A 21,943-nucleotide genomic window follows, 5' to 3' on the forward strand; every position below is an offset into this window, starting at 1 on the left:
CACGATTCCGGGCGGACCGCCACCGGTGAATTGTCGGATCGACCGGCGCCGCCCGCAAACGTATCTTCCTCGGGTTGATCATGAGGTTTATGAATGAACTATCGGAAACTGACGCCCTCGATGTCCCTGCTGCTGGCCTTCGAGGCCTCGGCGCGGCATGAAAGCTTCACGCGCGCGGCCGAGGAACTGTCGCTCACGCAAAGCGCGGTGAGCCGGCAGGTGCAGGCGCTGGAGGCGATGCTGGAGGTCGAACTGTTCGTGCGCGAGGGCAAGCGCATCAGGCCCAGCGACGCCGGGCGCGCCTACATGGCCGAGATCGGCGGCGCGCTGGCGCGCATCCGCGACGCCACGCTGCGCGTGCTGGCCTCCCACGCGCCCGCCACGCAATTGCGGCTGGCCACGCTGCCGACCTTCGGCGCCAAGTGGCTGATGCCGCGCCTGCATCGCTTCTACCTCGCGCATCCCGCCTTGCAGCTCGACCTGCATTCGCGCATCGACGCCGTCGATTTCTCGGCGATGGAGATCGACGCGGCGATCGCGGTCGGCGACGGGCGCTGGCCCGAGGTGGTGGCGCATCGGCTCTACGACGAGGAACTGGTGCTGGTCGGCCATCCCGCGGTGCTGCCCGCCGCCTGGAAGCGCCGCGGCGGTTCCGGCCGGCGCCGCCCCGCGCCCGATGCGCGGGCGCTGGCCGGCATGAGCCTGCTGCGCGTGCGCAACTTCCCCGAGGCCTGGCGCGTCTGGTGCGAGGCCCATGGGCTGCCGCACGACGCGCCGCGGCCCGGCCCCAGCTTCGAGCTGACCTCGCACCTGATCCAGGCCGTGGTGGCCGGGATCGGCATCGCCCTGGTGCCGCGCATGCTGGTGGACGAGGAGCTGCGCGACGGCCGCCTGGTCAGCCCCTTCGATCCGGTGCCGAGTTCGCGTGCCTACTTCCTGGTCTATCCGCCGCGGGTCGGCCAGCATCCGGTGCTGGTCGCGTTTCGCGACTGGCTGCTCGCCTAGCTGGGCTCGCGCTGAGCCGCTGGGCTGCCACCGGCTGCCGTCGCCGTCGCCCCGGCACTCGCTTGGGAAATCCTGCCGGCGCGTGGCCGAGGCCGGCACCGCGAATCAAACTGAAAGATTGTCGCGAGCAGCGGTGCGGCCCTCGCCGCGTGCCGCGTTTCGCATATCGCGCCGATATGGACAGGCGCGCCAAATCATATTGGACGCTGCGATCCCGCGTCCGTAGTCTGTGCCAGACGACCGGCGGTAGTCCCGTTTGGCGCGCGTATCGACCGCGTTCTCGGTGTGCACGCAACGATCGGGGCGCGCTGCTCGGCGAGGATCGGCGCGCATCGCTAGCGATGCGCGCCTTCGTATCGTGGCGGTTCGGCAAGGCGCGGAATCGTCGAGACAACAGGGCGACGCGCAACAGGCCGATCGCCCGATCGAAGGAGCAGTAGTGATCGACAAGCGTGTTTCCCCGCGCGCAGCCGTCCTGGCTGGCGCATGCGGTGCCGTGTTGGCGTTGGCGGGATGCGGAGGCGGCGATGGCGGCGGCGCGGCGCCTGCCTCGAGCCAGTCTTCCCCGGCATCGTCGTCGTCGTCTTCCAGCGCGTCGTCGTCGAGTGCCGACGTGCAGCACATCCTGTTCGTCGGCGACAGCTTCACGCACGGCCGCTACACGCCGGTGCGCCCCTATCATTCGGGCGGCGCGGCCGCCTCGAGCAGCGCCTCCACCCTGGTGGTCGACGAGAACTACGGCCAGACCGGCGCGCGCGCCGAACTCGAGCCGGGCCCCTGGGGCGGGATTCCCGCCATCTTCGCGCAGCTCGCGGCGGAGGCCGGGCTGCGCTACGACGTGCATATCGAGGCGATCTCGCAGACCAGCCTGTCGAAGAATTTCGCGGCGGCCTCGGGCGTGATCGCGCAGCCGGGCTGGAACGCGGTGGTGCTGCAGGAGCTGAGCATCAAACCGCTGCCGTCCGCGCTGACCGGCAGCGGCGCCAGTAATCCGAAGGATTTCTGCGCGAGCGTGCAGACCATCGAGCGCGCGGTCCACGGCGCGGCGCCGCACGCGAACGTCTATCTCTACGAACCCTGGGCGCGCGCGGACCTCGCGCAGGCGCTGGCCGGCAACACCGGCGCGGCAGGTTTCGCCGCGCAGTACCAGTCGGCGCTTGGCGCGCTCAGCGACGCCAACCACGATGCCTATTACAACGCCGCCGCGATGGACGGCGCGATCGCCGGCGTCGCGCCGGTGGGCGAGGCGTGGCGGCTCGCCTGGAACCAGGGCGTGGCCAATCCCGATCCGTTCGTTTCCTCGGGCCTGCCGCTGCTCTGGTACGGCTTCAATGCCGTCAACGATCCGCAGATCAGTTCGCCCGATTACCTGCATCCCGGTGTGGACGGCGCCTACCTGGCCGGCCTGGTGCTATTCGCGCAGATCACCGGCACCGACGTGACGCGTTTCGGCGGCAACGAGACGGCGGCCCAGCAGCTCGGCGTGCCGGCCACGCTGGCCGCGCGCCTGCAGCAGATCGCGGCACAGGCGGTGAAGCAGGCCAGCGCCGCGCCGCTCAACGCCTCGGCGCCAGCGCCGTGCACGCAGTCGCAATGAGCGCCTGAACGTTCGAGCGGCTTCGTCATCGGCCCCGGTCACGGCCACGCGCACGGCGCTATGATGCGCCTGTTGCCCACCGCCGATCCGGGAGCCGATGACTACGCCGACCGAACCTGAATCCACGCCTGGCGAACCCGGCGTCGTTGCCGCCGCGCCCGCGCCGCGCCGGCCCGCCCATCTGCTGTTCCAGAGCGCCTGGTTGCTGCTGCTCGCCATCGCCTTGCTGATGGCGGGCGGTTTCGGCTTCTTCACTGCCCAGTGTCGCGACCTGGGATTGGCGCTCGGCTGGACCTTGCTGTTCACGATCATCGGCGGCGGCCAGGCGCTCGGCAACTGGCTCCTCACGCTGGCCGGCCTGGCGCTGTGGGTGGGCGTGGTGGCGCTGGCGCGCCGCCGGGTGCCGATCCGTTTCCGCCCCTATCCGAGCTTCATCGGCCTGGTGCTCGCCTACGTGGCCGCGGCAACGATTTCATGGTTCACCGTGGCGCCCGAATCCTGCCGGATCCACTTCTGAACGCGCGATCCGGAGCTCGTCGCGCTTACCACTTTTGACAATCGCGCCGGGGCATTCCGGGTAACATGGCGCCGGCATGCGCATCGCAAGCCGTGCGCGTGCATTCCTTTGTCACGAACCGAATTTCACCAACCGAATGGAGTGCCGACCATGAGCATCTTTGGCGATATCGTGAACAAGCTGTTCGGCAAGGCCAAGCCGGACCAGGCGCCGCCCGCCGAAACGCCGCAACCGGATCCGGCCGCGGCCCAGGCTGCCGCGCCGGCCACGCCGCCGCTGTCGGACGTCGACGTGGCCGCCGTGATGGACCAGTTGGTCAGCGAGAGCGGCCAGACGCTGAACTGGCGCGTGTCGATCGTCGACACCATGAAGGCGCTCGGCGTCGACAGCAGCCTCGAGCATCGCAAGCAGCTCGCGCAGGAGCTGAAGTACGACGGCGACACCAACGATTCGGCCAGCATGAACATCTGGCTGCACAAGCAGCTGATGCAGGCGCTGGCGGCCAACGGCGGCAAGCTGCCGCCGGACCTGGCAAGCTGATCGAGCGGCCTGTCTGCGGGCCGAGAAGCAACAAGGGCCGACGCGCGATGCGTCGGCCCTTTTGGTTTGTGCCGGCCGGCGCGCGTGAAGCGCGTGGCCGGCATGCTGCTGCGGTTCGGATCGGCCCTTGAGTCAGTCCTTCAGTCAGCCCCTGACTCAGCCCTTCACGAATTCGCCGTCGCGCAGGCGCCAGAGATCGAGCGGATTGTCGTCCCGCAGCGCCTCGGGCAGCAGCTCGGCCGGCAGGTCCTGGTAGCAGACCGGGCGCAGGAAGCGGTCGATCGCCATGGTGCCCACCGAGGTGGTGCGTGAATCCGAGGTGGCCGGGAACGGGCCGCCATGCACCATCGCATGACAGACCTCCACGCCGGTCGGGTAGCCGTTGGCCAGGATGCGGCCCACCTTGCGCTCCAGCACCGGCAGCAGGCGCCGCGCGGCCGGGTAGTCGGCCGCATCGAGCTGCAGGGTGGCCGTCAACTGGCCCTCGACGCCCTCCAGCACGCGCAGCAGCTCCGCCTCGTCGCGGCACGACACCACGATCGAGGCCGGCCCGAAGATTTCGTCGGCCAGCCCGTGATTGACCACGAACTCCGCCGCGGTGGTGCGGAACAACACGGGCAGCGCGCTGCAGGCATTGTCCGAGGCGATGCCGTCGGCCACCTGGGCGACGCCGGTCTGCTCGGCGCGCTCGCCGATCTGGCGCCGATAGGTGGCGGCGATGCCGGCCGACAGCATGGCCTGTGCCTGGCGCGTGGCGAGCGCGGCGGCCGCATCGGCCACGAAGGTGTCGAGGTCGGGGCCCGAGATCGCCAGCACCAGGCCGGGATTGGTGCAGAACTGGCCGGCGCCGAGCGTCAGCGAATCGACGAAGCCCTGCGCGATCTGCGTGGCGCGCGCCTTCAACGCGGCCGGCATCAGGACCACCGGGTTGATGCTGCTCATCTCGGCATGCACGGGGATCGGCTCGGCGCGCGCCGCGGCGATCGCCGACAGCGCGAGGCCGCCGCGCCGCGAGCCGGTGAAGCCCACCGACTTGATGGCCGGATGCGCGACCAGCGCCTCGCCCACCGTGTTGCCCTTGCCGATCACCAGCGAGAAGGTGCCTTCGGGCAGGCCCAGCTCGGCCACCGTCTGCTGGATCGCGCGGCCCACCAGTTCCGAGCCGCCCAGGTGCGCCTCGTGCGCCTTGACCACCACCGGGCAGCCGGCGGCCAGCGCCGAGGCGGTGTCGCCGCCCGCCACCGAGAAGGCCAGCGGGAAGTTGCTGGCGCCGAACACGGCTACCGGGCCGATCGGGATCTTGCGCGCGCGCAGGTCCGAGCGCGGCAGCGGCTTGCGCTCCGGCTGCGCCGAGTCGAGCGTGGCGTCGTTCCAGCGGCCGTCGCGCACCAGCTTCGCGAACAGGCGCAACTGGCCGCAGGTGCGTGCGCGCTCGCCTTCCAGGCGCGCCACGGGCAACGCGGTTTCCTGGTGCAGGCGCTCGATCAGCGTCGCGCCCAGCGCCTCGATACGCATGGCGATCCCTTCCAGCAGCGCGGCGCGCGTGTCGGGCGCGGCCTGGCGATAAGGGTCGAAGGCCTCGGCGGCGAGCCGGCAGGCGCGATCGACATCCTCCGCGCCGCCCGCGCCGAACTCAGGCTCGAGCTCCTGGCCGCTGGCCGGCGCGAAGGCGCGCAGCGTGCCCTGCGTGCCGCGCACCGAAGCGGCGCCCAGCAACATGTTTCCGGTGATTTCGTGGTCCATTCCGTCTGTCTCCTGCGATGCGGCAAGGTGGATCGGTGGCGGTGCCGCGCGGAACGGATCAGGCTTCGCGCCGCGCCGGCGCCGTGATGCGGATTGCGTGCGAGTCGTGGCCGGACACGGGACGCGGGCCCGGGCGGGAAGCCGGGACCGCGGAGCGGGTCGCTTCGATGGACGAGGGGGCGACGGCGGGGTGACGGCGAACGCTGCGAGGCCGGCCGCCTGGCTGGGGCAAGGCACCGGCTACTGGATCGCGGCAAGGTAGCATTCGCTCGCCGGACATGTCAAACAAAGTGACAACTTGATACGGGTTCGCGTCGAGGGGCAGGGCGCGGGCGGGAGGCGGCGATCCAGCGGCGCTCGCCGCGCGTGCGATGCCGCCGCGTTCAGCGATCCAGTTGGCGGTCGAGCAGCCGGTTACGCGCCTGGTCGACGTGGTAGCGCATCGCGATCGCCGCGCTGTCGGGGTCGCCCACGCGGATCGCCTTGAGCACGCGGTCATGCTCGTCGAGCACGCGCGCGCGGCGCTGTTCCGAAGCCTCGCTGGTCAGCGACAGCGTCATGTGCATGCCGGCCTTGAGCCGCTCGGCCACGCTGTCGAGCAGGTCGAGCAGCAACTGGTTGCCGCTCGCCACCACGATCGCGCGATGGAAGGCGAAGTCGGCCTCCATCTCGGCCTCGCGCGACATCGGGCTGGCGAAGGCCAGGCGCAGTGCCTCGCTGGCGCGCTCCATCTCCAGCAGGTCGCGTTCCTTGCGATGGCGCGCGGCCAGCCGGGCGGCCAGTTCCTCCAGCGAGAGCCGCACCTCGAAGCCCTGCAGCACGTCGCGCAGCTTGCGGCTGGTGGCCAGCGCCGTGACCTGTCGAGCCGGGCTGCGCTGCACATAGGTGCCCGACCCCTGGCGCGAGACGATGATGCCGTCGCTCTGCAGCCGCCGCAGCGCCTCGCGCACCACCGGGCGCGACACCGAGAAATGCTGCGCCAGGCGGTTCTCCGGCGGCAGGCGGTCGCCCACCGCGTAGTTGCCGCCTACGATGCCGTCGAGCAGGGCCGCGTACACGGTGTCGGACAGCCGGGTGCGTTCGAGCGCGCCGGCGCTCGCGAGGTCGTCCATCGAATCCATCGAGTCCTGGGAGGCTAACAAGTCGGGTGACGATTTTACCAATCGCGGAACCACTGGCAATGAGTGGACGGCGTCGGGGAGGCCGGTATTGGCGCCGCACAAGCCTTTGGCTGCCTGGATTGGCGGCCGCCGGGCACGATTCGGGCGCGGCCGGCGCGGGCTCGGTGATTACCCTCGGTCATGTTGCCAGCCAGTCGTTTGGCCCGCTAAAGTTGTAAATCAATTTTACATATTGAGGCCGATCGATGAAAACCACCCCCGTGAGCGTCGAGGACTTGCGCGGCTCCGTGATCGCGGTGCCGCCGCTCGCGCGCCGCGCCGACGGCAGCCAGGACACGGCTGCCAACGGCGCACTGCTGGCGCACCTGAAACGCGGCGGCATCAGCACCTACATGTATGGCGGCAACGCGAATTTCTACAACCTCGGGGTGGCCGAGCTCGGCACCGTGGTCGATGCGCTGGCCGCGCAGTTGAAGGCCGGGGAATGGCTGATCCCCTCGGTCGGCCCTGATTTCGGCAAGGCGCGCGAACAGCTCGCCCTGCTGGCCGAGCGCGGTTTCCCGACCGCGATGGTGCTGCCGCTGCGCTTCCCGTCCACGCAGGCCGGCGTCGCCACCGGCCTGCGCAAGCTCGCCGAGCGTTACGGCCGGCCGTTGATCGCCTATGTGAAGGACGAGGGGTATCTCGCCGAGGACGATCTCGCCGCGCTGGTGAAGGACGGCGCCGTATGCGCCGTCAAGTATGCGATCGTGCGCGAGGACCCGCGCCGCGATGCGGTGCTGGCCGCGCTGGTCGAGCGCCTGGGCGCGGAGCGCATCATCAGCGGGATCGGCGAGCGGCCGGTGATCGACCATTTCCGCGGCTTCGGGCTGCGTGCCTTCACCTCGGGCTCCTGCTGCGTGGCGCCGGCGCTGTCGAACGCGATCCGCCTGGCGCTGCTGGCCGGCGACGACACGCGCGCCGCCGCGCTGCGCGAGCGCTTCATCGCGCTCGAGGACGCGCGCGACGCCTATTCGCCGATCCGCGTGCTGCACGCGGCCGTCGAGGCGGCCGGCATCGCGCCGCTGGGGCCGATCGGCGAATTCCTGTCGCGCATCGATGACCCGGCGCAACTGCGCGAGATCGAGGCGGCGGCCGTGGCGCTGCATGCCGACAACGCGGCGGCGCTGGCCTGAGCCGCGCCGGGCATCGTTGCTCCCGACTGCCCGGCTCGTTACGATAGCGGCCTGCTCGCGCCGCCGCGCAGCGATGCGCGCGGCACGCTTTCCATCACGACGCCAACCGGGATCTCGATCATGACCGTCTCCTTCTCGCAGCCGATTCGCGCCATCGTCACGGGCCACACGCGCGGCCTGGGCGCCGCGCTCGCCGCGCAACTGCTGCAACGCGAGGTCGCCGTGCTCGGCATCTCGCGCCGCGCGCATCCCTCGCTGGCCACGCAGTTCGGCGCCGATCGTTTCGCCGAACTCGCGCTCGACCTGTCGGACCCCGCGGCGATCGCCGCCTGGCTGGCCGGGGGCGCGCTCGAACGCTTCGCCGAGGGCGCGCGCAGCGTGCTGCTGATCAACAACGCGGGCATGGTCGAGCCGATCGGGCCGCTGGCCACGCAGTCGCCCGAGTCGATCGCGCAGGCGGTGGCGCTGAACGTGACGGCGCCGCTGATGTTCGCGGCCGCGGTGGCCAAGCTCGGCAGCGGCTCGCTCGAACGCCGCATCCTGCATGTGTCCAGCGGCGCGGCGCGCAACGCCTACGCGGGCTGGAGCGTCTATTGCGCGACCAAGGCCGCGCTCGACCATCATGCGCGCGCGGTCGCGCTCGACGCGAACGGGCCGCTGCGCATCGCCAGCGTGGCGCCGGGCGTGGTCGATACCGACATGCAGGCGAGCATCCGCGCCACCGAGGCGGAACGTTTCCCGCAGCTCGAACGCTTCACGCAACTGAAGGCCAGCGGCGCGCTGAGCACGCCCGAGGACGCGGCGCGCAAGCTGCTCGACTACGCGCTCGGCGAGCAGTTCGGCAGCACGCCGATCGCGGACGTGCGCGAGCTTTGAGACGCGAACCCGGGATGCGCGGCGCCGAGCGAGGCGAGCGCGCAACCCGGGGCTCCTAAGCCTCGCTGGTCTCCAGCACCCGCCCCTCGCGCAGCGACGCGGCCAGCGCGCCCGCGTCGCGCTTGGGCGAGATGCCGAACATGCGCGAATACTCGCGGCTGAACTGCGAGGCGCTTTCATACCCCACCTTGAACGCCGCTTCCTCGACCTTGACCACTTCATGCGCGATCAGCCGCCGCGCCTCCAGCAGGCGCAACTGCTTCTGGAATTGCAGCGGCGTCATCGAGGTCAGCGCCTTGAACTGGCGATGGAAGGCCGACGGGCTCATGCGCGCGAGCTGGGCCAGCTCCTCGATGCGGATCGGCGCGTTGTAGCGATCGCGCAGCGCGTGGATCGCGCGCACCACGCGCTCGGCATGGCCATTGCCGAGCAGCATGCCGACGATCTCGCCGCCGTTCGGCCCGGCCAGCAGCCAGTAGCAGAGCTCGCGCATGATGCCGGGATAGAGCACGCCGATCGCCTGCGGCGTGTCGAGCAGGCGCATCGCGCGCAGCATGCAGTCGATCATCTCGGGACGCAGCCGCTCGACGAACACGCCGGGCCCGGTGCTCTCGCGCGCGGCGGGCGGCGCCTCGAAGCTCTCCAGCACCGCGCTCATCTCCGCCATGTCGAGCTCGACGATCAGCGCGATCGCCGGTTTCTCCTCGGTGCCCTGCACGATGCGGCCGATCGCCGGCATCGTCATGCTGACCACCAGCGCCTCGCCGGCGCGATAGAGGTAGTCGCGCGCGCCGAAGGTGGTCTGCTTGGCGCCCTGCAGCGAGATGCACAGCGCGGGGCGCATCAGCAGGCGGCTCTGCGGGCGGTCCTGGGTGGCGCGCGTGATCAGCATGCCGTCGATCGCGGTGCGATAGACGTGGGCGGCCGGCTGGCCGTCGATATGGTGCCGGACCGCCTCGAGCAGGGCATTCAGGGTCATGTCGGATCCTCGGGAGCCAGGGGATGGCATCGGCTGCCAGCATAACGGCAAGCCGGCGGCGTCGTGCGCGGACGAGCAGGATCAGGCAAGAAATTGTCGAGATCGGTCATTCACCGCGCGAGGGGGGCGGCCTTACGATGCGCTCCATGTTCCCTGAACGAGGTGTTCCATGTCCACGCAAACTTCCCCCGTCGCCAGCCAGATCGGCAAGCTCGCCATCGTCACCGGCGGCAGCCGCGGCCTCGGTCGCGATACCGTCGTCAATCTCGCGCGCCGCGGCGTCGATTCGATCTTCACCTGGCATGCCAATTCGGCCGAGGCCGAGCAGGTGGTCGCGCAGGTGGCCGCCGAAGGCCGCCGCGCGATCGCGCTGCAGCTCGATACCGGCAACACGGCCGGCTTCGACGCCTTCGTCGGCAAGCTCGGCGAGGCGCTCGCGCAGCTCGGCGCGAGCCGCTTCGACTATCTCGTCAACAACGCCGGCACCTCGCATCACGCGCCGTTCGCGGAGGTGACCGAGGCCGATCTCGATGCGCTCTACCAGGTGCATTTCAAGGGCGTGTTCTTCCTGACCCAGAAGCTGCTGCCGCTGATCAACGACGGCGGGCGCATCGTCAACGTGTCCTCGGGCCTGACGCGCTTCTCGTTCCCCGGCAGCAGCGCCTATGCCTCGATGAAGGGCGCGGTGGAGGTGCTGACGCGTTACCTCGCGCGCGAACTCGGCGCGCGCGGCATCGCGGTCAATACCGTCGCGCCCGGCGCGATCGCCACCGATTTCAGCGGCGGCATGGTGCGCGACAATCCGGAGCTGAACCGCCGCATCGCCGAATTCACCGCGCTGGGCCGCGTGGGCCAGCCCGGCGACATCGGCCCCTTGATCGCCTCGCTGCTGGCGGACGACAACCGCTGGATCAACGCGCAGCGTATCGAGGCTTCGGGCGGCATGCTGGTCTGAAGCCGGGCGGCGGGGCGGGCACGACGCATGATGTGGCGTGCCCGCCCCGCGCGGCGTGTTCGACGCGACCAGCTCGCGCTGGCTGATGCGCCGGGCCAGCCAGTGGCAGTGGCCGGTCACGACGCCGGGATGGAAGTGCCGGGGCCGCTGCGACGCCCACCGGCGACGCGCCCGACAGGCCGCACCGTTGCTGCGCCGCGATGCGGCTCCGGGAACCGTGATCGATAGATGAGTTCGGTTTCGGGCGAGCGTCAGGCGTGCGGCATGCCGGCGACGGCCGCCTCCTCGAGTTCGCCGCCGTCGTCGTCGCGCGTGCCGGCGGCTTGCCGCGCGCGTTTCGTGGTGCCCGTCTTCGGCGCGCGCCGCTCCTGGCTCGGCGCATGGCCGAACTGGGCGCGATAGGCCTTGCTGAAATGGCAGGCCGAGCGGAAGCCCGACAGCGAGGTGACCTGCGCGATCGACACGTCGCTGTTGCGCAGGATCTCGCGCGCGTGCTTCAGGCGCACCGACAGGTAGTAGTGCGTGGGCGAGGTGCTCAGGTAGTGCTTGAACATGCGCTGCATCTGCCGCTCGGACAGCGCGATCAGCCGCGCCAGGTCGGCCAGCGGCAGCGGCTCCTCGATATTGGCCTCCATCAGCCGCACCGCCTCCACCAGCTCGCCGCGCGAGAAGCCGACCCGCGCGTCGACCGGGATCGGCTGCGGATCGCTGGCGCCGCGGATGCGCTGCAGCACGAACTGCTCGGACACGCGGGTGGCGAGTTCCTGGCCGCGCTCGGCGGCGACGATGCCGATCATCAGGTCGAGCGGCGCGGTGCCGCCGGTGCAGGTCACGCGATCGCGGTCGATCACGAACAGCTCGTCGACGATCGACACCGCCGGGAATTCGGCATGCAGGGCCGAGAGGTTCTCCCAATGCACGGTGCCGCGATAGCCGTCCAGCAGGCCGGCGGCCATCAGCGCGTAGGCGCCGGTGCAGATCCCGCCGAGCGGCATGCCGCGCCGCGCCAGCTCGCGCAACGCGTGGATCACCGGCGCGTCCACCGCCTCGCGCACCTGGGTGCCGCCGCAGACGATCATCAGGTCGGGCAGCGGCGCGTCGAGATCGAGCCGGTGGGTGGGCCGCGCGACCATGCCGTTGCTGGCGGCCACCGCCTCGCCGTCGACCGAGTAGACGGTCCAGCGGTAATGCTCGCTGCGGTCGACGTAGTTGGCCATGCGCAGGGCCTCGATCGCGCTCGAGAAGGCGATCATCGAGAACGAGGGCAGGGTCAGGAAACCGAAATGGCGCGGCGTGGATGCGGACATGGGAGCAACATCGGCGCGGGCCGATGCCAGAGGTTGGGCCGTACATGACGACGCCTGCCCGGCGGCCGGCTCGCGCCGGCCAGCCGCGATGCCGGAGAGCGGCGCGAGGGCGGTGGCCGCCGCGTTCCGGCAGGCACTTGCCGGGCGTCGCGGGCCGCGCTCGCGGCCGTTTTTCACGGCGGCGTCACCCCCGAATCATTGCGATAAAAGCGGGGCCGCGATCAAGGAAATTCGACGGGCGCTTGCCTATTCCCGACACGGATCGGACCGGTTCGACACGGCGCCCCGACGGCGTCCCACGGCGGGCCCGACAAGGGCATGAACACTGTCGTTTCCGGTCGGCTGGCGGACGCATCAGGGCAGGATGACGCAGGCGATGTCGCGCACACTCGGACCGATCACGACGCCGTATCCGATAACAGGCGATGGCGACCGCGAGGACCGCGCGCGCTGAAGTCCACGGACTTTATCGCGGCAGGGCCGGCGCGCTCGCACGACGAGACAGCATGCCGCGTCGCGGCTGTCCATCGCCACTCATCCAGGAGCGTGCCTTTGAGCCACTCGACCCGCAGAGCTTCAGGCAAGACCCCAGCCAGGCACCCGGCCGCGCCGGGCAGCGCGCCGCGTTCCCGATCCGGCGGCGCCGCGAAACGTGCCGCGCCGCCGCGCGAGGCGGCCTTCGCCGGCGACGAGGTGACCGTGGTCGATCGCGCGCTGCTGCGCCGCGCGGTGGGCGCGATGGCGCTCGGCAACGCGATGGAGTGGTTCGACTTCGGCGTCTACAGCTATATCGCGGTGACCCTGGGCCATGTGTTCTTTCCCTCGACCAGCGGCTCGGCGCAATTGCTGGCCACCTTCGGCACCTTCGCGGCCGCCTTCCTGGTGCGGCCGATCGGCGGCATGGTGTTCGGCCCGCTGGGCGACCGCCTGGGCCGCCAGCGCGTGCTGGCCGCCACCATGATCATGATGGCCTGCGGCACCTTCGCGATCGGCCTGATTCCCTCCTATGCCTCGATCGGCATCCTCGCGCCGGTGCTGCTGCTGGTGGCGCGGCTGGTGCAGGGCTTCTCGACGGGCGGCGAATACGGCGGCGCGGCCACCTTCATCGCCGAGTTCGCGGCCGACCGCCATCGCGGCTTCATGGGCAGCTTCCTCGAGTTCGGCACGCTGGCCGGCTACCTGCTCGGCGCGGGTACCGTCACGGCCCTGACCTCGCTGCTGAGCCCCGCGCAGATGCTCGACTGGGGCTGGCGCGTGCCTTTCTTCGTGGCCGGCCCGCTCGGGCTGATCGGCCTCTACATCCGCACCCGGCTGGAGGAGACGCCGGCCTTCCGCAAGGAGGCCGAGCATCGCGAGCGGCTCGAGCGCGCGCGGCCGCGCCCGTCGATCGCCGCGCTGCTGGCCGGGCAATGGCGCGCGCTGCTGGTCTGCGTCGGGCTGGTGCTGATCTTCAACGTGACCGACTACATGGCGCTGGCCTACCTGCCGAACTATCTGTCCGCCACGCTGCACCTCGACGAGACGCGCGGCCTGGTGATCGTGCTGCTGGTGATGGTGCTGATGATGCCGCTCACGCTCGCCGCCGGCTGGCTGTCCGATCGCGTCGGGCGGCGCCCGGTGATGCTGGCCGGCTGCATCGGCCTGATGGTGTTCGCGATCCCCGCGCTGCTGCTGCTGCAGACCGGTCGGGGCGGGTTGATCTTCGCCGGCATGATGCTGCTCGGCGTGCTGCTGTCCTGCTTCTGCGGCGTGATGCCGTCCGCGCTGCCGGCCCTGTTCCCGACCCGGGTCCGCTACAGCGCGCTGGCGATCGGCTTCAACGTCTCGGTCTCGCTGTTCGGCGGCACCACACCGCTGGTCACCGCCTGGCTGGTCGAGCGCAGCGGCAACCTGATGATGCCGGCCTATTACCTGATCGGCGCGGCGGCGATCGGCGCGATCTCGGTGCTGGCCGCGCGCGAGAGCGCGGGGCGGCCGCTGCCGGGTTCGGCGCCTTGCGTGTCGACGCAGGCCGAGGCGGTGCGGATCCGGCGCGGCGGCGCGTCCGTCGCCTCGTCGAACGGCCGCGCGCTGCGCCGGCTGGCGGGGGAGTAGAGGTCGCCGCGCATCGGCGCTATCGTGCGCGACAAGCGTTCAGACCGGCTCGAGGATCATCGGGAAGTACACGGCCGGCAGCGCGATGAAGGCCGTATCGCTCCCACTGCTTCGCTTCGCGCCGGCAAGTGCCGGGCAGCGTGACGGTGCCGCTGCCCGGATCTTCATGCCGAGGCGGCCGGGCGTTCCGTGGCGGCCGGCGTGGCGGCAAGACGGCCCGGCACGGACGGATCCGCGTCGCGCGGAATCTGCCGCGAGATCCGCAGCGCGATCGCCATCAGCGGCAGCATCGCGCCGAACAGCGAGGTGGCCAGCGTCGCGCGCAGCGCGCCGACCAGGCAGACCAGCTCGCTCGCCGAGCATTGCGCCGGATTGCGGCCGAAGGCGAGGCTCAGCGTCAGCGGGCCGAGCACCAGCATCACCATCACGATGCGGGTCCAGAAATCGGCGCGCTGCTCGGTGCCGCACATGTCCACCAGCAGGCGGCGCGTGACCGCGCGCAAGTACAGGGCGATCGCATAACCGATCGGCATCGGCAGGAGGAACTGGGCGGCCAGGGCGATGACGGTGTTCATGTCGCTTATCCTTACTGTTGTTTCTGTAGAAACAGAAATTCAAGGACCCAAAAAAGCGGGTGTCGCCACCCGCGCGGATTCACTTCGCCGGCTTGCGTCGCACCACCTGGCTGATCTTCGCGCCGATGCCGAGCGTCTTCATCAGCGTTTCCGGCTTCATGCGCAGCATTTCGTCGGACCAGGTGGTCAGCGTCTCGAGGAACTGCAGCGTATCGCGGATCCGCTGCTCGGTTTCCTGGCTCTCGCCGGCCAGCTCGGGGCTGTCGAGCGTCTCGCGCAGCACCGTCAGGGTCGGGTCGAGTTCGCGCTGGCGCCGGCCTTCGACGATCAGCTTGAACAGTTCCCAGATATCGGTGGAGGTCTCGAAATGGTCGCGGCGGTCGCCCATCACGTGCACCATGCGCGCCAGCCGCCACGACTGCAACTCCTTCAGGCTGTTGCTGACGTTGGAGCGCGCCACGTTCAGCGCGGCGGCGATCTCGTCGGCGGCGAGCGGCTTGCCGTGCAGGTAGAGCAGGGCATGTATCTGCGCGACGGTGCGATTGACGCCCCAGCGGGAGCCCATCTCGCCCCAGTGGAGGATGAATCGTTCGGAGAGCGGTGTCAGTTCCATGCGGCGTAATGTACGGTCCGTCAGTTATTTCTGTCAAGACAGAAATAACTGACGGCAAAAGCGCGCGTGAGCGGCCTGAGCGAGGGTTCGCGCCAGGCTGTCAAGCCGCGCATCGGAAGCGGCGCGCGGCCAGCCGAAACGACGCGATCGCGATGCTTGCGTCTGCAACTTCTTCCATAACGGCGATGCTCGTGTCAACGCGTCAATAAGCCGGAAACTGAAGTGTTGTTTTCATATTCTTAAAAGAATTCCTTGGTTTCGCCTGCTTATTGATTTCGATAACGTTCGGGCTCTTCCAATCAATAACAGATAGAGAACTCGGATGAAGCGTATTTCTCTCCTCGCGCTACCTGCCATCGCATCGCTTGCCACGGGCGTCGCTCACGCCCAGAGCACGGTCACGCTGTACGGCATCGTGGACGCCGGTATCGCCTACGTGCACAACGCCCAGGGCGCCAACGGCGCGAACCAGTCGACGCTGGTGAAGTTCAACAGCGGCAACATGTCGGGCAGCCGCTGGGGCCTGCGTGGCACCGAGGATCTCGGCGGCGGTCTCGCGGCGATCTTCCAGCTCGAGAACGGCTTCAACGTCGGCACCGGCGCGCTCGGCCAGGGCGGCCGCGAATTCGGCCGCAAGTCGATCGTCGGCCTGTCGAGCAAGACCTGGGGTACCGTCACGCTCGGCCGCCAATACGATCCGATCGTCGACCTGGTGCAGGGCCTGACCGAAGACGGCCCGTTCGGCGGCACCTTCGCCACGCCGGGCGACCTCGACAACTACGACAACAGCCTGCGCGTCAGCAACTCGGTCAAGTACACGAGCCCGCTGATCGCCGGCCTGCAGTTCGAGGCCCTGTACGCGCTGGGCGGCGTGGCCGGCCAGACCGGCAACGGCCAGACCTACAGCTTCGGCGCGGCCTACGCGCAAGGCCCGCTGTCGCTGGGCGCCGGCTACTTCTACGCGAACGGCGGCAACACCGTGGCCACCGGCGCGACCTCGCGCACCTGGACCAGCACCTCGGACACGCTGTTCAACACCGTGGTGAACTCGGGCTTCGCCAGCGCCAAGTCGATCCAGATCGTGCGCGCCGGTGCGCAGTACGTGCTGGGCGCGGCCACCTTCGGCCTAGCCTACTCGAATACGCAATACGCGGGCGACTCGCTGTCGACGTTCCGCTCGACGGCCAAGTTCAACAGCGGCTCGGGCTTCTTCAACTACCGCTTCACGCCGGCCCTGAACACGGGCGTCGGCTACAGCTACACCTCGCTGACGGGCCCGGCTTCGGCGCACTACAACCAGGTCAACATCGGCGCGGTGTACTCGCTGTCCAAGCGCACCGACCTGTACGCGCTGGCCGGCTACCAGAAGGCCAGCGGCAAGACGCTGGGCTCGGGCGGCGCGCTGGTGGACGCCAAGGCCTCGATCGGCAGCTACGGCGTGAACTCGGGCACCGACACGCAGGAGCTGGCGGTGGTCGGGATTCGCCACAAGTTCTGATGGTGGACGGGCTGCCCGCGGGCGGCCCGGATCGACTGGCTGGATGAAACGGCCGGCATCGCGCGAGCGGTGCCGGCCGTTTTGCCGTTCTTGCCCAGACTATCGTGCCGAGGTGGCCGCCTGCCGCGCGGTCTTGATCCCGATCGTAGTCCAGGGCACCGTTCTGCTCATTTCCCAGCGAGCGGTGTTTTTCAAGGCGGGCAAGGCGCGCTCGATAATCAGAGACAGTTCGCCTAGGTAGATGTCCATCTCCCGGCGTCGTTGCGGGGTCGGCGCTTCGAGGCCCAGGACGTTCATGGCTTTTTTAGCCGTGGCCCGGGTGCTCGATTTCAGGATGGCCTTGGCTTGGATCTCGGCTCGCGCGTCATCATCCGCGCGACTGAGCAGTACGGTGGCGAGTGCAGAGACTGCCACGATCCGACGTGCCTCCTGGACGTAATGCTGAATTTTTTCGTTTTGGCCAGGATCATGAGAAAGCGCTGCAAGCAACTGGGTATCTGTTGCCACAAGCGCTCTCAGTCCGGTGGGCGGATGCGTTGCATCGGATAGCAAACGTTCGGTCGTGATGTATCTGGCGCCGAGCGTGACATAGGCGATTTGGGCACAGAAGGCGAAGATGAAGTTGAGCCGGGCAAGGTCCGACTGGATCCAGGAAAATACCTCCCGGAAATGGGACTGGTTGGCGGGATCAACCGGGCGCATGGTGGCGAGTTGGTGTGTTGCCCATCGGCAGCCTTGTACGTCTGCATCGATTTCCATCGCCTGGTCCAGTTTGCTCCCGCCTGTCCGGCCCGCTGTATCGGACGACATCAGCCGGATGCCGTGAACGCTTTCCTCCTCGACGGCGGACCGGCTGCTCGACAGTCCCTTGATTAGATGCCCGCGTGCGAGGTGGCCGAATTCGTGCCCCAGGAGATAATTCATGGCGGTCTGGTAGAGAATGCGGTTCAGTGCCGTCAAGACGTCCTGCACGTGGCCTTTGAAAGCAGTCTTGAACGCGTCGCGGAAGTTGTCGGTGGCCAGGTCTTCGTGCGGCAGCATGTTGAAGATGGCGTTCTGCGCATTCAATATGTACTGATGCAGTGACTCGATGAGGCCCGTGCTCACGACCACTGCGTCGAACGTCCCGCAGGAGATGGCATAGGCATTGGGCACCGGAGTGTGAGCCAGCGCGCAGACGAGTTCCCGGTCCTGATCGCGGTGGTAACGGAATGCCTGCTCCGTCTGCACTCTGATGTGCTCGTATGCCTTGTCGAATTTTGCGAGCTCGGGCGCCGTGCCCGGGCCGGGAACGAAGATGTCGTATTCCTGTAATGACGAGTTCGCGAGCTTGACGACCTGTTCACGCAATACCGGCAACTGCGTGTGCAAGGGAATGCAGGGAGGAATATTGAATGCTGCGCGCTTGTTCGTGGTGGGCCCCGATTCGTCTGTGGTTGGCTGCGCTCGTGTGGCGCATGTCGGTCTGGTCGACACGGAGACCGTGAGACAGGATAAGCACGTGAACATCGCTTGTCATCGAGAATCGTGCGGCCCTGGCGCCATGCCAACCAGCCCTCATTCCTGCAGGTGCGTCTCGATATGCGCTTTCCGTGCCTGAGCGGGATCGACAATGTGCTCGCTCGCGCGTGCCGATGCGCTGCCTGAGAGGCCGAAGCTCACGCGCGAGGTCGATGGTGGGATAGGCGAGGTGGCCCCTCGCACGACCAGGCTCGAATAGTTCACGCAGCGCGTTGTCCGCGCGCGTTCGCGTTTCATCGCCACGCGGACGCTGTCGATGCTATCGTTCCGAAGTCCTGACGAAGCTCCCGTCTCGCCTGCCAAGCCGCCATCGAGTCCGTCCCGGCAGGCGCCATCCACCTCAGCTTGCCATCCCCATCGCCGGATCGGACACCGAATCCTTGCCGGTCTCGATGCGTCCCGCGAAGCGCCGCGAGAAACTCGGCGCATTGCTGCTGGCGACCGTGAAGTCGTACCAGTTGCCGTGCTCCGCGACGCTCCAGCTCAACTCGCCCGAGGCGTTCGCGGCAAGTTCGAGCGTCCACGGGCCGTCGCCGCGATAGGCGTTCGCGGTTACCGTGAACCGGGCCGGCCGGCTGCCGCGATTGAACAGCTTCACGCCGAGCGCCGAGGCATCGCAGGGCTGGTAGCAGACCTGCACCTCGGGATCGGCGCCAGCCGCGATGTCGCCCAGCTTGCCGACGTATTCGCGGTGATAGCCGTTCGGCCCGAGCACCCAGAGGTCGTAGCTGCCCTGGTCGGCGGCATCGGGCGTCCAGCTGCCGCTCAGCGTCTTGCCGGCCTCCACCACATAACGGCGCGGGATCCGGTCCAGGTGCAGGCGATCGTAGACATGGAACACGGCGCCCGTCGCATTGGCGCTGGCGTTAGCGAATTCCAGCGTGATCGCCCCGGCGGCCGGATGCGCGGTGGTGTGCAGTTCATAGGGCAGCGCGCGCGAGGCACGCGTGCCGGTGGCCTGCGCGGGCAGCGCCGAGGTGAGCGTCGCGCTCGGCACCGGGATCGCCTTGGCGGCACCTTGCGAGGCTGCCAGCGAATCGGCGCTCACCTTGGTGGTGCGGCCCGACAGCATGGGCAGCGTGCCCTCGTTGGGCGAGACGAAGTTGAAACAGGAGGTGAGGTCGCCGCAGATCGCCCGGCGATAAGCGCTGATCTGCGGCTCGACCACGCCGAAGCGCTTCTCGAGGAACAGCAGGGTGGAGGTGTGATCGAACACCTGCGAATTGACGAAGCCGCCGCGGCTCCATGGCGAGATCACCCACATCGGCACGCGCGGGCCGGGGCCGTAGGGGCGACCGTCGATGGCGGGCTGGTTCGCGGTGGCCGGCGTGAAGTCGTGATACTCGGGCGCCATCTGGTCGGCCGGCAAGGTGCTGCCGCCGGCCAGCGAGCCGTCGGGATTGCGCGAGGGCGCGCTCGGTGGCGGCAGGTGGTCGAAGAAGCCGTCGTTCTCGTCGTAGTTCACCAGCAGCACGGTCTGGCTCCAGACCTCGGGGTTGGCGGTCAGCGCGTCGAGCACTTCCTGCACGTACCAGCCGCCCTGCGCCGGGCTCGAGGGCCCCGGATGCTCGCTGTAGTACGAGGGCGGGATGATCCACGATACCGCCGGCAGCGTGCCGTTCTGGATATCGTCGCGGAAGGTCTCCAGGAAGCCTTCCGGCATGGTATTGCCGAAACCCTTCGCGAGCGGGCTCAGCGCGTCGTCGATGCTCGGATCGTAGAACGGGCCGGCGGCCGTCACCGCCTGCCTGATGTCCACCGTCGACACGTAAGTCGGGCGGCGCGCCTCCGGCATCTGCTCGATCGCGGCGCGCCAGTGGCGGAAGCTCATCATCTCGTTGCAGCCGAAATTGTCGACCAGGCTCTGGTAGACCTTCCAGCTCACGCCGGCTTGCTGCAGCCGGTCGGCGTAGGTGGTCCAGGTCCAGCCCGAGGTGGACGGGCCGATGTCGTTGCCGCCGTTGAACTCGTTGTTGAGCGCGGCCACGCGCACCGGGTTGTTATCGGCAGGGCTCAGGCCGTTCGGGCCGTTGGTTCCGCTCCAGTAGAACAGGCGGTTGGCGATGGTGCCGGTGTGCATGCCGCAGTGATAGGCATCGCAGATCGTGAAGGCATCGGCCAGTGCGCGGTGGAATGGCACCTCGGCGGCTTCGTAGTAGCCGAGCGAGAGCGGCGTCTTCGCGGTCGGCCAGGCCGACATGCGGCCATGATCCCAGGCGGCCTGCGCATCGTTCCAGGTGTGCGGCGTGCCGCCGGCGCGCAGCGCGTTGCCCTGCGTCTCGTCGAGGTGGTAGGGCGTGAGCGTGCTGGTCGCGCCGGCCTTGGTGTAGCGCTGGTGGAAGATGTTGGCCGCGCCCGCCGCCGACGGCACCGCGAAGCGGTCGCCATAGCCGCGCACGCCGCGGAAGGTGCCGAAGTAGCTGTCGAAGGAGCGGTTCTCGAGCATCAGCAGCACCACGTGCTTGACGTCCTTGAGCGTGCCGGTGGCGTTGTTGGCGTCGATCGCGAGCGCGCGCCGGATCGCGGGCGGAAAGCTGGAGAGCGTGGCCGCGGCGGCCGCGCTGCCGAGCGTGGTCTTCAGGAACCGGCGTTTGGAAGAGTCGAAGGTCATGCGAATGGGCTTCCAGGCAGGGTTGGGGCGGCTCAGGGAGCCGGTGCGCAGTGACGGGTGCCGCAGGCGGAGGCGGAGTCGCCGGTGGACGGTGCCGGGCGCGGCGCGTCGTCGTTGCCGCCGCAGGCGGCCAGCAACAGCGTGGCGCACAGCAGCGCCGTGCCGAGCAGGGGCGTGCCGCGTATCGAAAGGCGAGACATGGTGATTGTCATCCATAGGGACAGCGAGGGAGCGGGGAACGCGCCGGCCGACGGTTCCGCATGCGGGACGGGCCCGGGATCCGAAGCTGACTGTAAGCTTGGTTTTTGGCAGGAATGTGAAGCCGGTTGCAAGCATCGCGAACGGGCCTGCGCATGAGAACGTTGCCGCGCGCACATTCCTTCGTCGATCGACAGGAATTGCCGAATCCGCTGCCTGATCGTTTCGGGCTCGGTAGCGCTTACCGGTCGAAAGGAAGGCGCGCCTGCGCGTTGCGCATCGACTGCTCGCGGCTGCAACTCCGGCGTCGCGAAACTGTCAGTCGCAGGCGGCAGAATCGAATCCCCACTCACGACAGGACCTTCCGATGGCACTGAACTATGGTTTGCTGAAGGGCACCGTTTCCGGGCATCTGCGCGATGCCGACGACGATCATTACCAGATCCTCGTGCATGCCGGCGACGAGGTGTTCCGGATCGCGGTGAACGTGAAATCCTCGGCGCCGCACGCGCCGTCCACCGTGCTGTTCGAATCGCGCGACACGCTGCCGGATTCGTTGAGTTCGCAACTGATGGCGGCCGGGATCGGCTTCACCAAACTGGCGAGCAAGCCGGGCGGCCTGGCGATCGACTTCGTGCGCGGCGGCCTGGTGGACACCTCGGCGATGGTGCCGGTGCCGCCCGATGCGCCGGGCCGGAACAACGACCTGAAGGACCGCCTGGAGAGCGCGGTGGTGAAGGCGATGGACCAGGCCGGCTCGCAGGTGTTCGCGTTCGGCTCGAAGTGGGGCCCCGAGGACAAGCCCGACCAGTATTTCAAGTTCGTGCCGGGGCAGGGCGTGCACGACATCCACATGAACCAGGGCAACTCGGGTTCGTATCGCAAGGACAACGGCGTCTACCAGGACGGTTGCCTGATCCTGCATTACCCCGACGACACCTGGCTGGCGGTGTTCCTCGCGTTCCAGTCGCAGACCTTCGATACCGACGACCACGGCAACCCGCGCTGAGCGCGGGCG

Annotated in this window: 19 protein-coding genes; 10 read left to right on the top strand and 9 right to left on the bottom strand. The window is 68.8% G+C overall.

From position 1 onward, the window contains the following. Positions 1-93: 93 nt before the first annotated feature. From FB600_RS17105 to FB600_RS17120, 4 genes are all read left to right on the top strand, one after another. A complete protein-coding gene (locus tag FB600_RS17105) occupies positions 94-1,005 on the top strand; it encodes a LysR substrate-binding domain-containing protein (RefSeq protein ID WP_145757127.1) in 912 nt (303 codons plus the stop codon). A gap of 613 nt (positions 1,006-1,618) precedes the next feature. Continuing rightward, positions 1,619-2,602 (top strand): hypothetical protein, encoded by a 984-nt coding sequence (locus tag FB600_RS17110; protein WP_098153025.1) that lies wholly within the window; start codon positions 1,619-1,621, stop codon positions 2,600-2,602. A 97-nt stretch (positions 2,603-2,699) separates the two neighbouring features. After that, the gene (locus FB600_RS17115; RefSeq protein ID WP_098182108.1) at positions 2,700-3,119 is read left to right on the top strand and encodes a hypothetical protein; all 420 of its coding nucleotides are present in this window, start codon (positions 2,700-2,702) and stop codon (positions 3,117-3,119) included. A gap of 150 nt (positions 3,120-3,269) precedes the next feature. Continuing rightward, the gene (locus FB600_RS17120; protein WP_017920232.1) at positions 3,270-3,659 is read left to right on the top strand and encodes a DUF3597 domain-containing protein; all 390 of its coding nucleotides are present in this window, start codon (positions 3,270-3,272) and stop codon (positions 3,657-3,659) included. A gap of 156 nt (positions 3,660-3,815) precedes the next feature. Here the strand turns inward: FB600_RS17120 and FB600_RS17125 are convergent, their stop codons facing one another. Together FB600_RS17125 and FB600_RS17130 are read right to left on the bottom strand one after the other, a co-directional pair. Further along, on the bottom strand, positions 3,816-5,402 hold the full coding sequence (locus FB600_RS17125) for an aldehyde dehydrogenase (NADP(+)) (RefSeq protein WP_096751652.1): 1,587 nt from the start codon (positions 5,400-5,402) through the stop codon (positions 3,816-3,818). 383 nt (positions 5,403-5,785) lie between these two features. Then, positions 5,786-6,514: a FadR/GntR family transcriptional regulator gene (locus FB600_RS17130; RefSeq protein ID WP_186467867.1), complete on the bottom strand. Its 729-nt coding sequence runs from the start codon at positions 6,512-6,514 to the stop codon at positions 5,786-5,788. Between the two features lie 254 nt (positions 6,515-6,768). Between FB600_RS17130 and FB600_RS17135 the strand changes: the two genes are divergently transcribed. Together FB600_RS17135 and FB600_RS17140 are read left to right on the top strand one after the other, a co-directional pair. Further along, positions 6,769-7,698 carry a dihydrodipicolinate synthase family protein gene (locus tag FB600_RS17135; protein WP_145757129.1) on the top strand — a complete coding sequence of 310 codons (930 nt, stop codon included), beginning with the start codon at positions 6,769-6,771 and terminating at the stop codon, positions 7,696-7,698. A gap of 120 nt (positions 7,699-7,818) precedes the next feature. After that, positions 7,819-8,574: an SDR family oxidoreductase gene (locus tag FB600_RS17140; protein WP_098182106.1), complete on the top strand. Its 756-nt coding sequence runs from the start codon at positions 7,819-7,821 to the stop codon at positions 8,572-8,574. A gap of 55 nt (positions 8,575-8,629) precedes the next feature. On the opposite strand, the gene FB600_RS17145 is transcribed toward FB600_RS17140, so the two are convergent. Further along, on the bottom strand, positions 8,630-9,553 hold the full coding sequence (locus FB600_RS17145) for an AraC family transcriptional regulator (protein ID WP_098153021.1): 924 nt from the start codon (positions 9,551-9,553) through the stop codon (positions 8,630-8,632). Positions 9,554-9,722: 169 nt separating this feature from the next. On the opposite strand from FB600_RS17145, the gene FB600_RS17150 reads away from it, so the two are divergent. Then, positions 9,723-10,508, top strand: a complete 786-nt coding sequence (locus FB600_RS17150; RefSeq protein WP_096751648.1) for an SDR family NAD(P)-dependent oxidoreductase — start codon at positions 9,723-9,725, stop codon at positions 10,506-10,508. A 251-nt stretch (positions 10,509-10,759) separates the two neighbouring features. Here FB600_RS17150 and FB600_RS17155 read toward each other — a convergent pair whose 3' ends face one another. Continuing rightward, positions 10,760-11,815, bottom strand: coding sequence for a GlxA family transcriptional regulator (locus FB600_RS17155; RefSeq protein WP_145757130.1), 1,056 nt, complete (start codon positions 11,813-11,815; stop codon positions 10,760-10,762). Between the two features lie 552 nt (positions 11,816-12,367). On the opposite strand from FB600_RS17155, the gene proP reads away from it, so the two are divergent. Continuing rightward, positions 12,368-13,909: a glycine betaine/L-proline transporter ProP gene (gene proP / locus FB600_RS17160; protein ID WP_060005013.1), complete on the top strand. Its 1,542-nt coding sequence runs from the start codon at positions 12,368-12,370 to the stop codon at positions 13,907-13,909. A gap of 164 nt (positions 13,910-14,073) precedes the next feature. Here proP and FB600_RS17165 read toward each other — a convergent pair whose 3' ends face one another. Next, on the bottom strand, positions 14,074-14,484 hold the full coding sequence (locus FB600_RS17165; RefSeq protein ID WP_098153019.1) for a hypothetical protein: 411 nt from the start codon (positions 14,482-14,484) through the stop codon (positions 14,074-14,076). Between the two features lie 79 nt (positions 14,485-14,563). Next, entirely contained in the window at positions 14,564-15,097 is a 534-nt protein-coding gene (locus FB600_RS17170; protein WP_098153018.1) for a GbsR/MarR family transcriptional regulator, read from the bottom strand. Between the two features lie 322 nt (positions 15,098-15,419). Here FB600_RS17170 and FB600_RS17175 point away from each other — a divergent pair, with 322 nt between their 5' ends. After that, positions 15,420-16,595, top strand: a complete 1,176-nt coding sequence (locus tag FB600_RS17175) for a porin (protein WP_013691132.1) — start codon at positions 15,420-15,422, stop codon at positions 16,593-16,595. A gap of 99 nt (positions 16,596-16,694) precedes the next feature. On the opposite strand, the gene FB600_RS17180 is transcribed toward FB600_RS17175, so the two are convergent. From FB600_RS17180 to FB600_RS37255, 3 genes are all read right to left on the bottom strand, one after another. Continuing rightward, the gene (locus FB600_RS17180; protein WP_186024308.1) at positions 16,695-17,966 is read right to left on the bottom strand and encodes a M48 family metalloprotease; all 1,272 of its coding nucleotides are present in this window, start codon (positions 17,964-17,966) and stop codon (positions 16,695-16,697) included. A gap of 490 nt (positions 17,967-18,456) precedes the next feature. Then, positions 18,457-20,727: a phosphocholine-specific phospholipase C gene (locus tag FB600_RS17185; RefSeq protein WP_098153016.1), complete on the bottom strand. Its 2,271-nt coding sequence runs from the start codon at positions 20,725-20,727 to the stop codon at positions 18,457-18,459. Positions 20,728-20,759: 32 nt separating this feature from the next. After that, entirely contained in the window at positions 20,760-20,927 is a 168-nt protein-coding gene (locus tag FB600_RS37255) for a hypothetical protein (RefSeq protein ID WP_155296504.1), read from the bottom strand. A 365-nt stretch (positions 20,928-21,292) separates the two neighbouring features. Here FB600_RS37255 and FB600_RS17190 point away from each other — a divergent pair, with 365 nt between their 5' ends. Further along, the gene (locus tag FB600_RS17190) at positions 21,293-21,934 is read left to right on the top strand and encodes a YukJ family protein (RefSeq protein ID WP_096751643.1); all 642 of its coding nucleotides are present in this window, start codon (positions 21,293-21,295) and stop codon (positions 21,932-21,934) included. Positions 21,935-21,943 lie beyond the last annotated feature (9 nt).

The organism is Burkholderia sp. SJZ089 (assembly GCF_007828315.1).
Classification (GTDB): Bacteria; Pseudomonadota; Gammaproteobacteria; order Burkholderiales; family Burkholderiaceae; genus Burkholderia; species Burkholderia gladioli.

Excerpts from the sequence above, each read along its gene's own strand:
- FB600_RS17190 (WP_096751643.1), top strand. The coding sequence starts at position 21,293 with ATGGCACTGAACTATGGTTTGCTGAAGGGCACCGTTTCCGGGCATCTG.
- FB600_RS17130 (WP_186467867.1), bottom strand. The coding sequence starts at position 6,514 with ATGGACGACCTCGCGAGCGCCGGCGCGCTCGAACGCACCCGGCTGTCC.
- FB600_RS17120 (WP_017920232.1), top strand. The coding sequence starts at position 3,270 with ATGAGCATCTTTGGCGATATCGTGAACAAGCTGTTCGGCAAGGCCAAG.
- FB600_RS17170 (WP_098153018.1), bottom strand. The coding sequence starts at position 15,097 with ATGGAACTGACACCGCTCTCCGAACGATTCATCCTCCACTGGGGCGAG.
- FB600_RS17140 (WP_098182106.1), top strand. The coding sequence starts at position 7,819 with ATGACCGTCTCCTTCTCGCAGCCGATTCGCGCCATCGTCACGGGCCAC.
- FB600_RS17125 (WP_096751652.1), bottom strand. The coding sequence starts at position 5,402 with ATGGACCACGAAATCACCGGAAACATGTTGCTGGGCGCCGCTTCGGTG.
- FB600_RS17155 (WP_145757130.1), bottom strand. The coding sequence starts at position 11,815 with ATGTCCGCATCCACGCCGCGCCATTTCGGTTTCCTGACCCTGCCCTCG.
- FB600_RS17145 (WP_098153021.1), bottom strand. The coding sequence starts at position 9,553 with ATGACCCTGAATGCCCTGCTCGAGGCGGTCCGGCACCATATCGACGGC.
- FB600_RS37255 (WP_155296504.1), bottom strand. The coding sequence starts at position 20,927 with ATGTCTCGCCTTTCGATACGCGGCACGCCCCTGCTCGGCACGGCGCTG.
- FB600_RS17175 (WP_013691132.1), top strand. The coding sequence starts at position 15,420 with ATGAAGCGTATTTCTCTCCTCGCGCTACCTGCCATCGCATCGCTTGCC.
- FB600_RS17135 (WP_145757129.1), top strand. The coding sequence starts at position 6,769 with ATGAAAACCACCCCCGTGAGCGTCGAGGACTTGCGCGGCTCCGTGATC.
- FB600_RS17150 (WP_096751648.1), top strand. The coding sequence starts at position 9,723 with ATGTCCACGCAAACTTCCCCCGTCGCCAGCCAGATCGGCAAGCTCGCC.
- FB600_RS17165 (WP_098153019.1), bottom strand. The coding sequence starts at position 14,484 with ATGAACACCGTCATCGCCCTGGCCGCCCAGTTCCTCCTGCCGATGCCG.
- FB600_RS17115 (WP_098182108.1), top strand. The coding sequence starts at position 2,700 with ATGACTACGCCGACCGAACCTGAATCCACGCCTGGCGAACCCGGCGTC.
- FB600_RS17185 (WP_098153016.1), bottom strand. The coding sequence starts at position 20,727 with ATGACCTTCGACTCTTCCAAACGCCGGTTCCTGAAGACCACGCTCGGC.
- FB600_RS17105 (WP_145757127.1), top strand. The coding sequence starts at position 94 with ATGAACTATCGGAAACTGACGCCCTCGATGTCCCTGCTGCTGGCCTTC.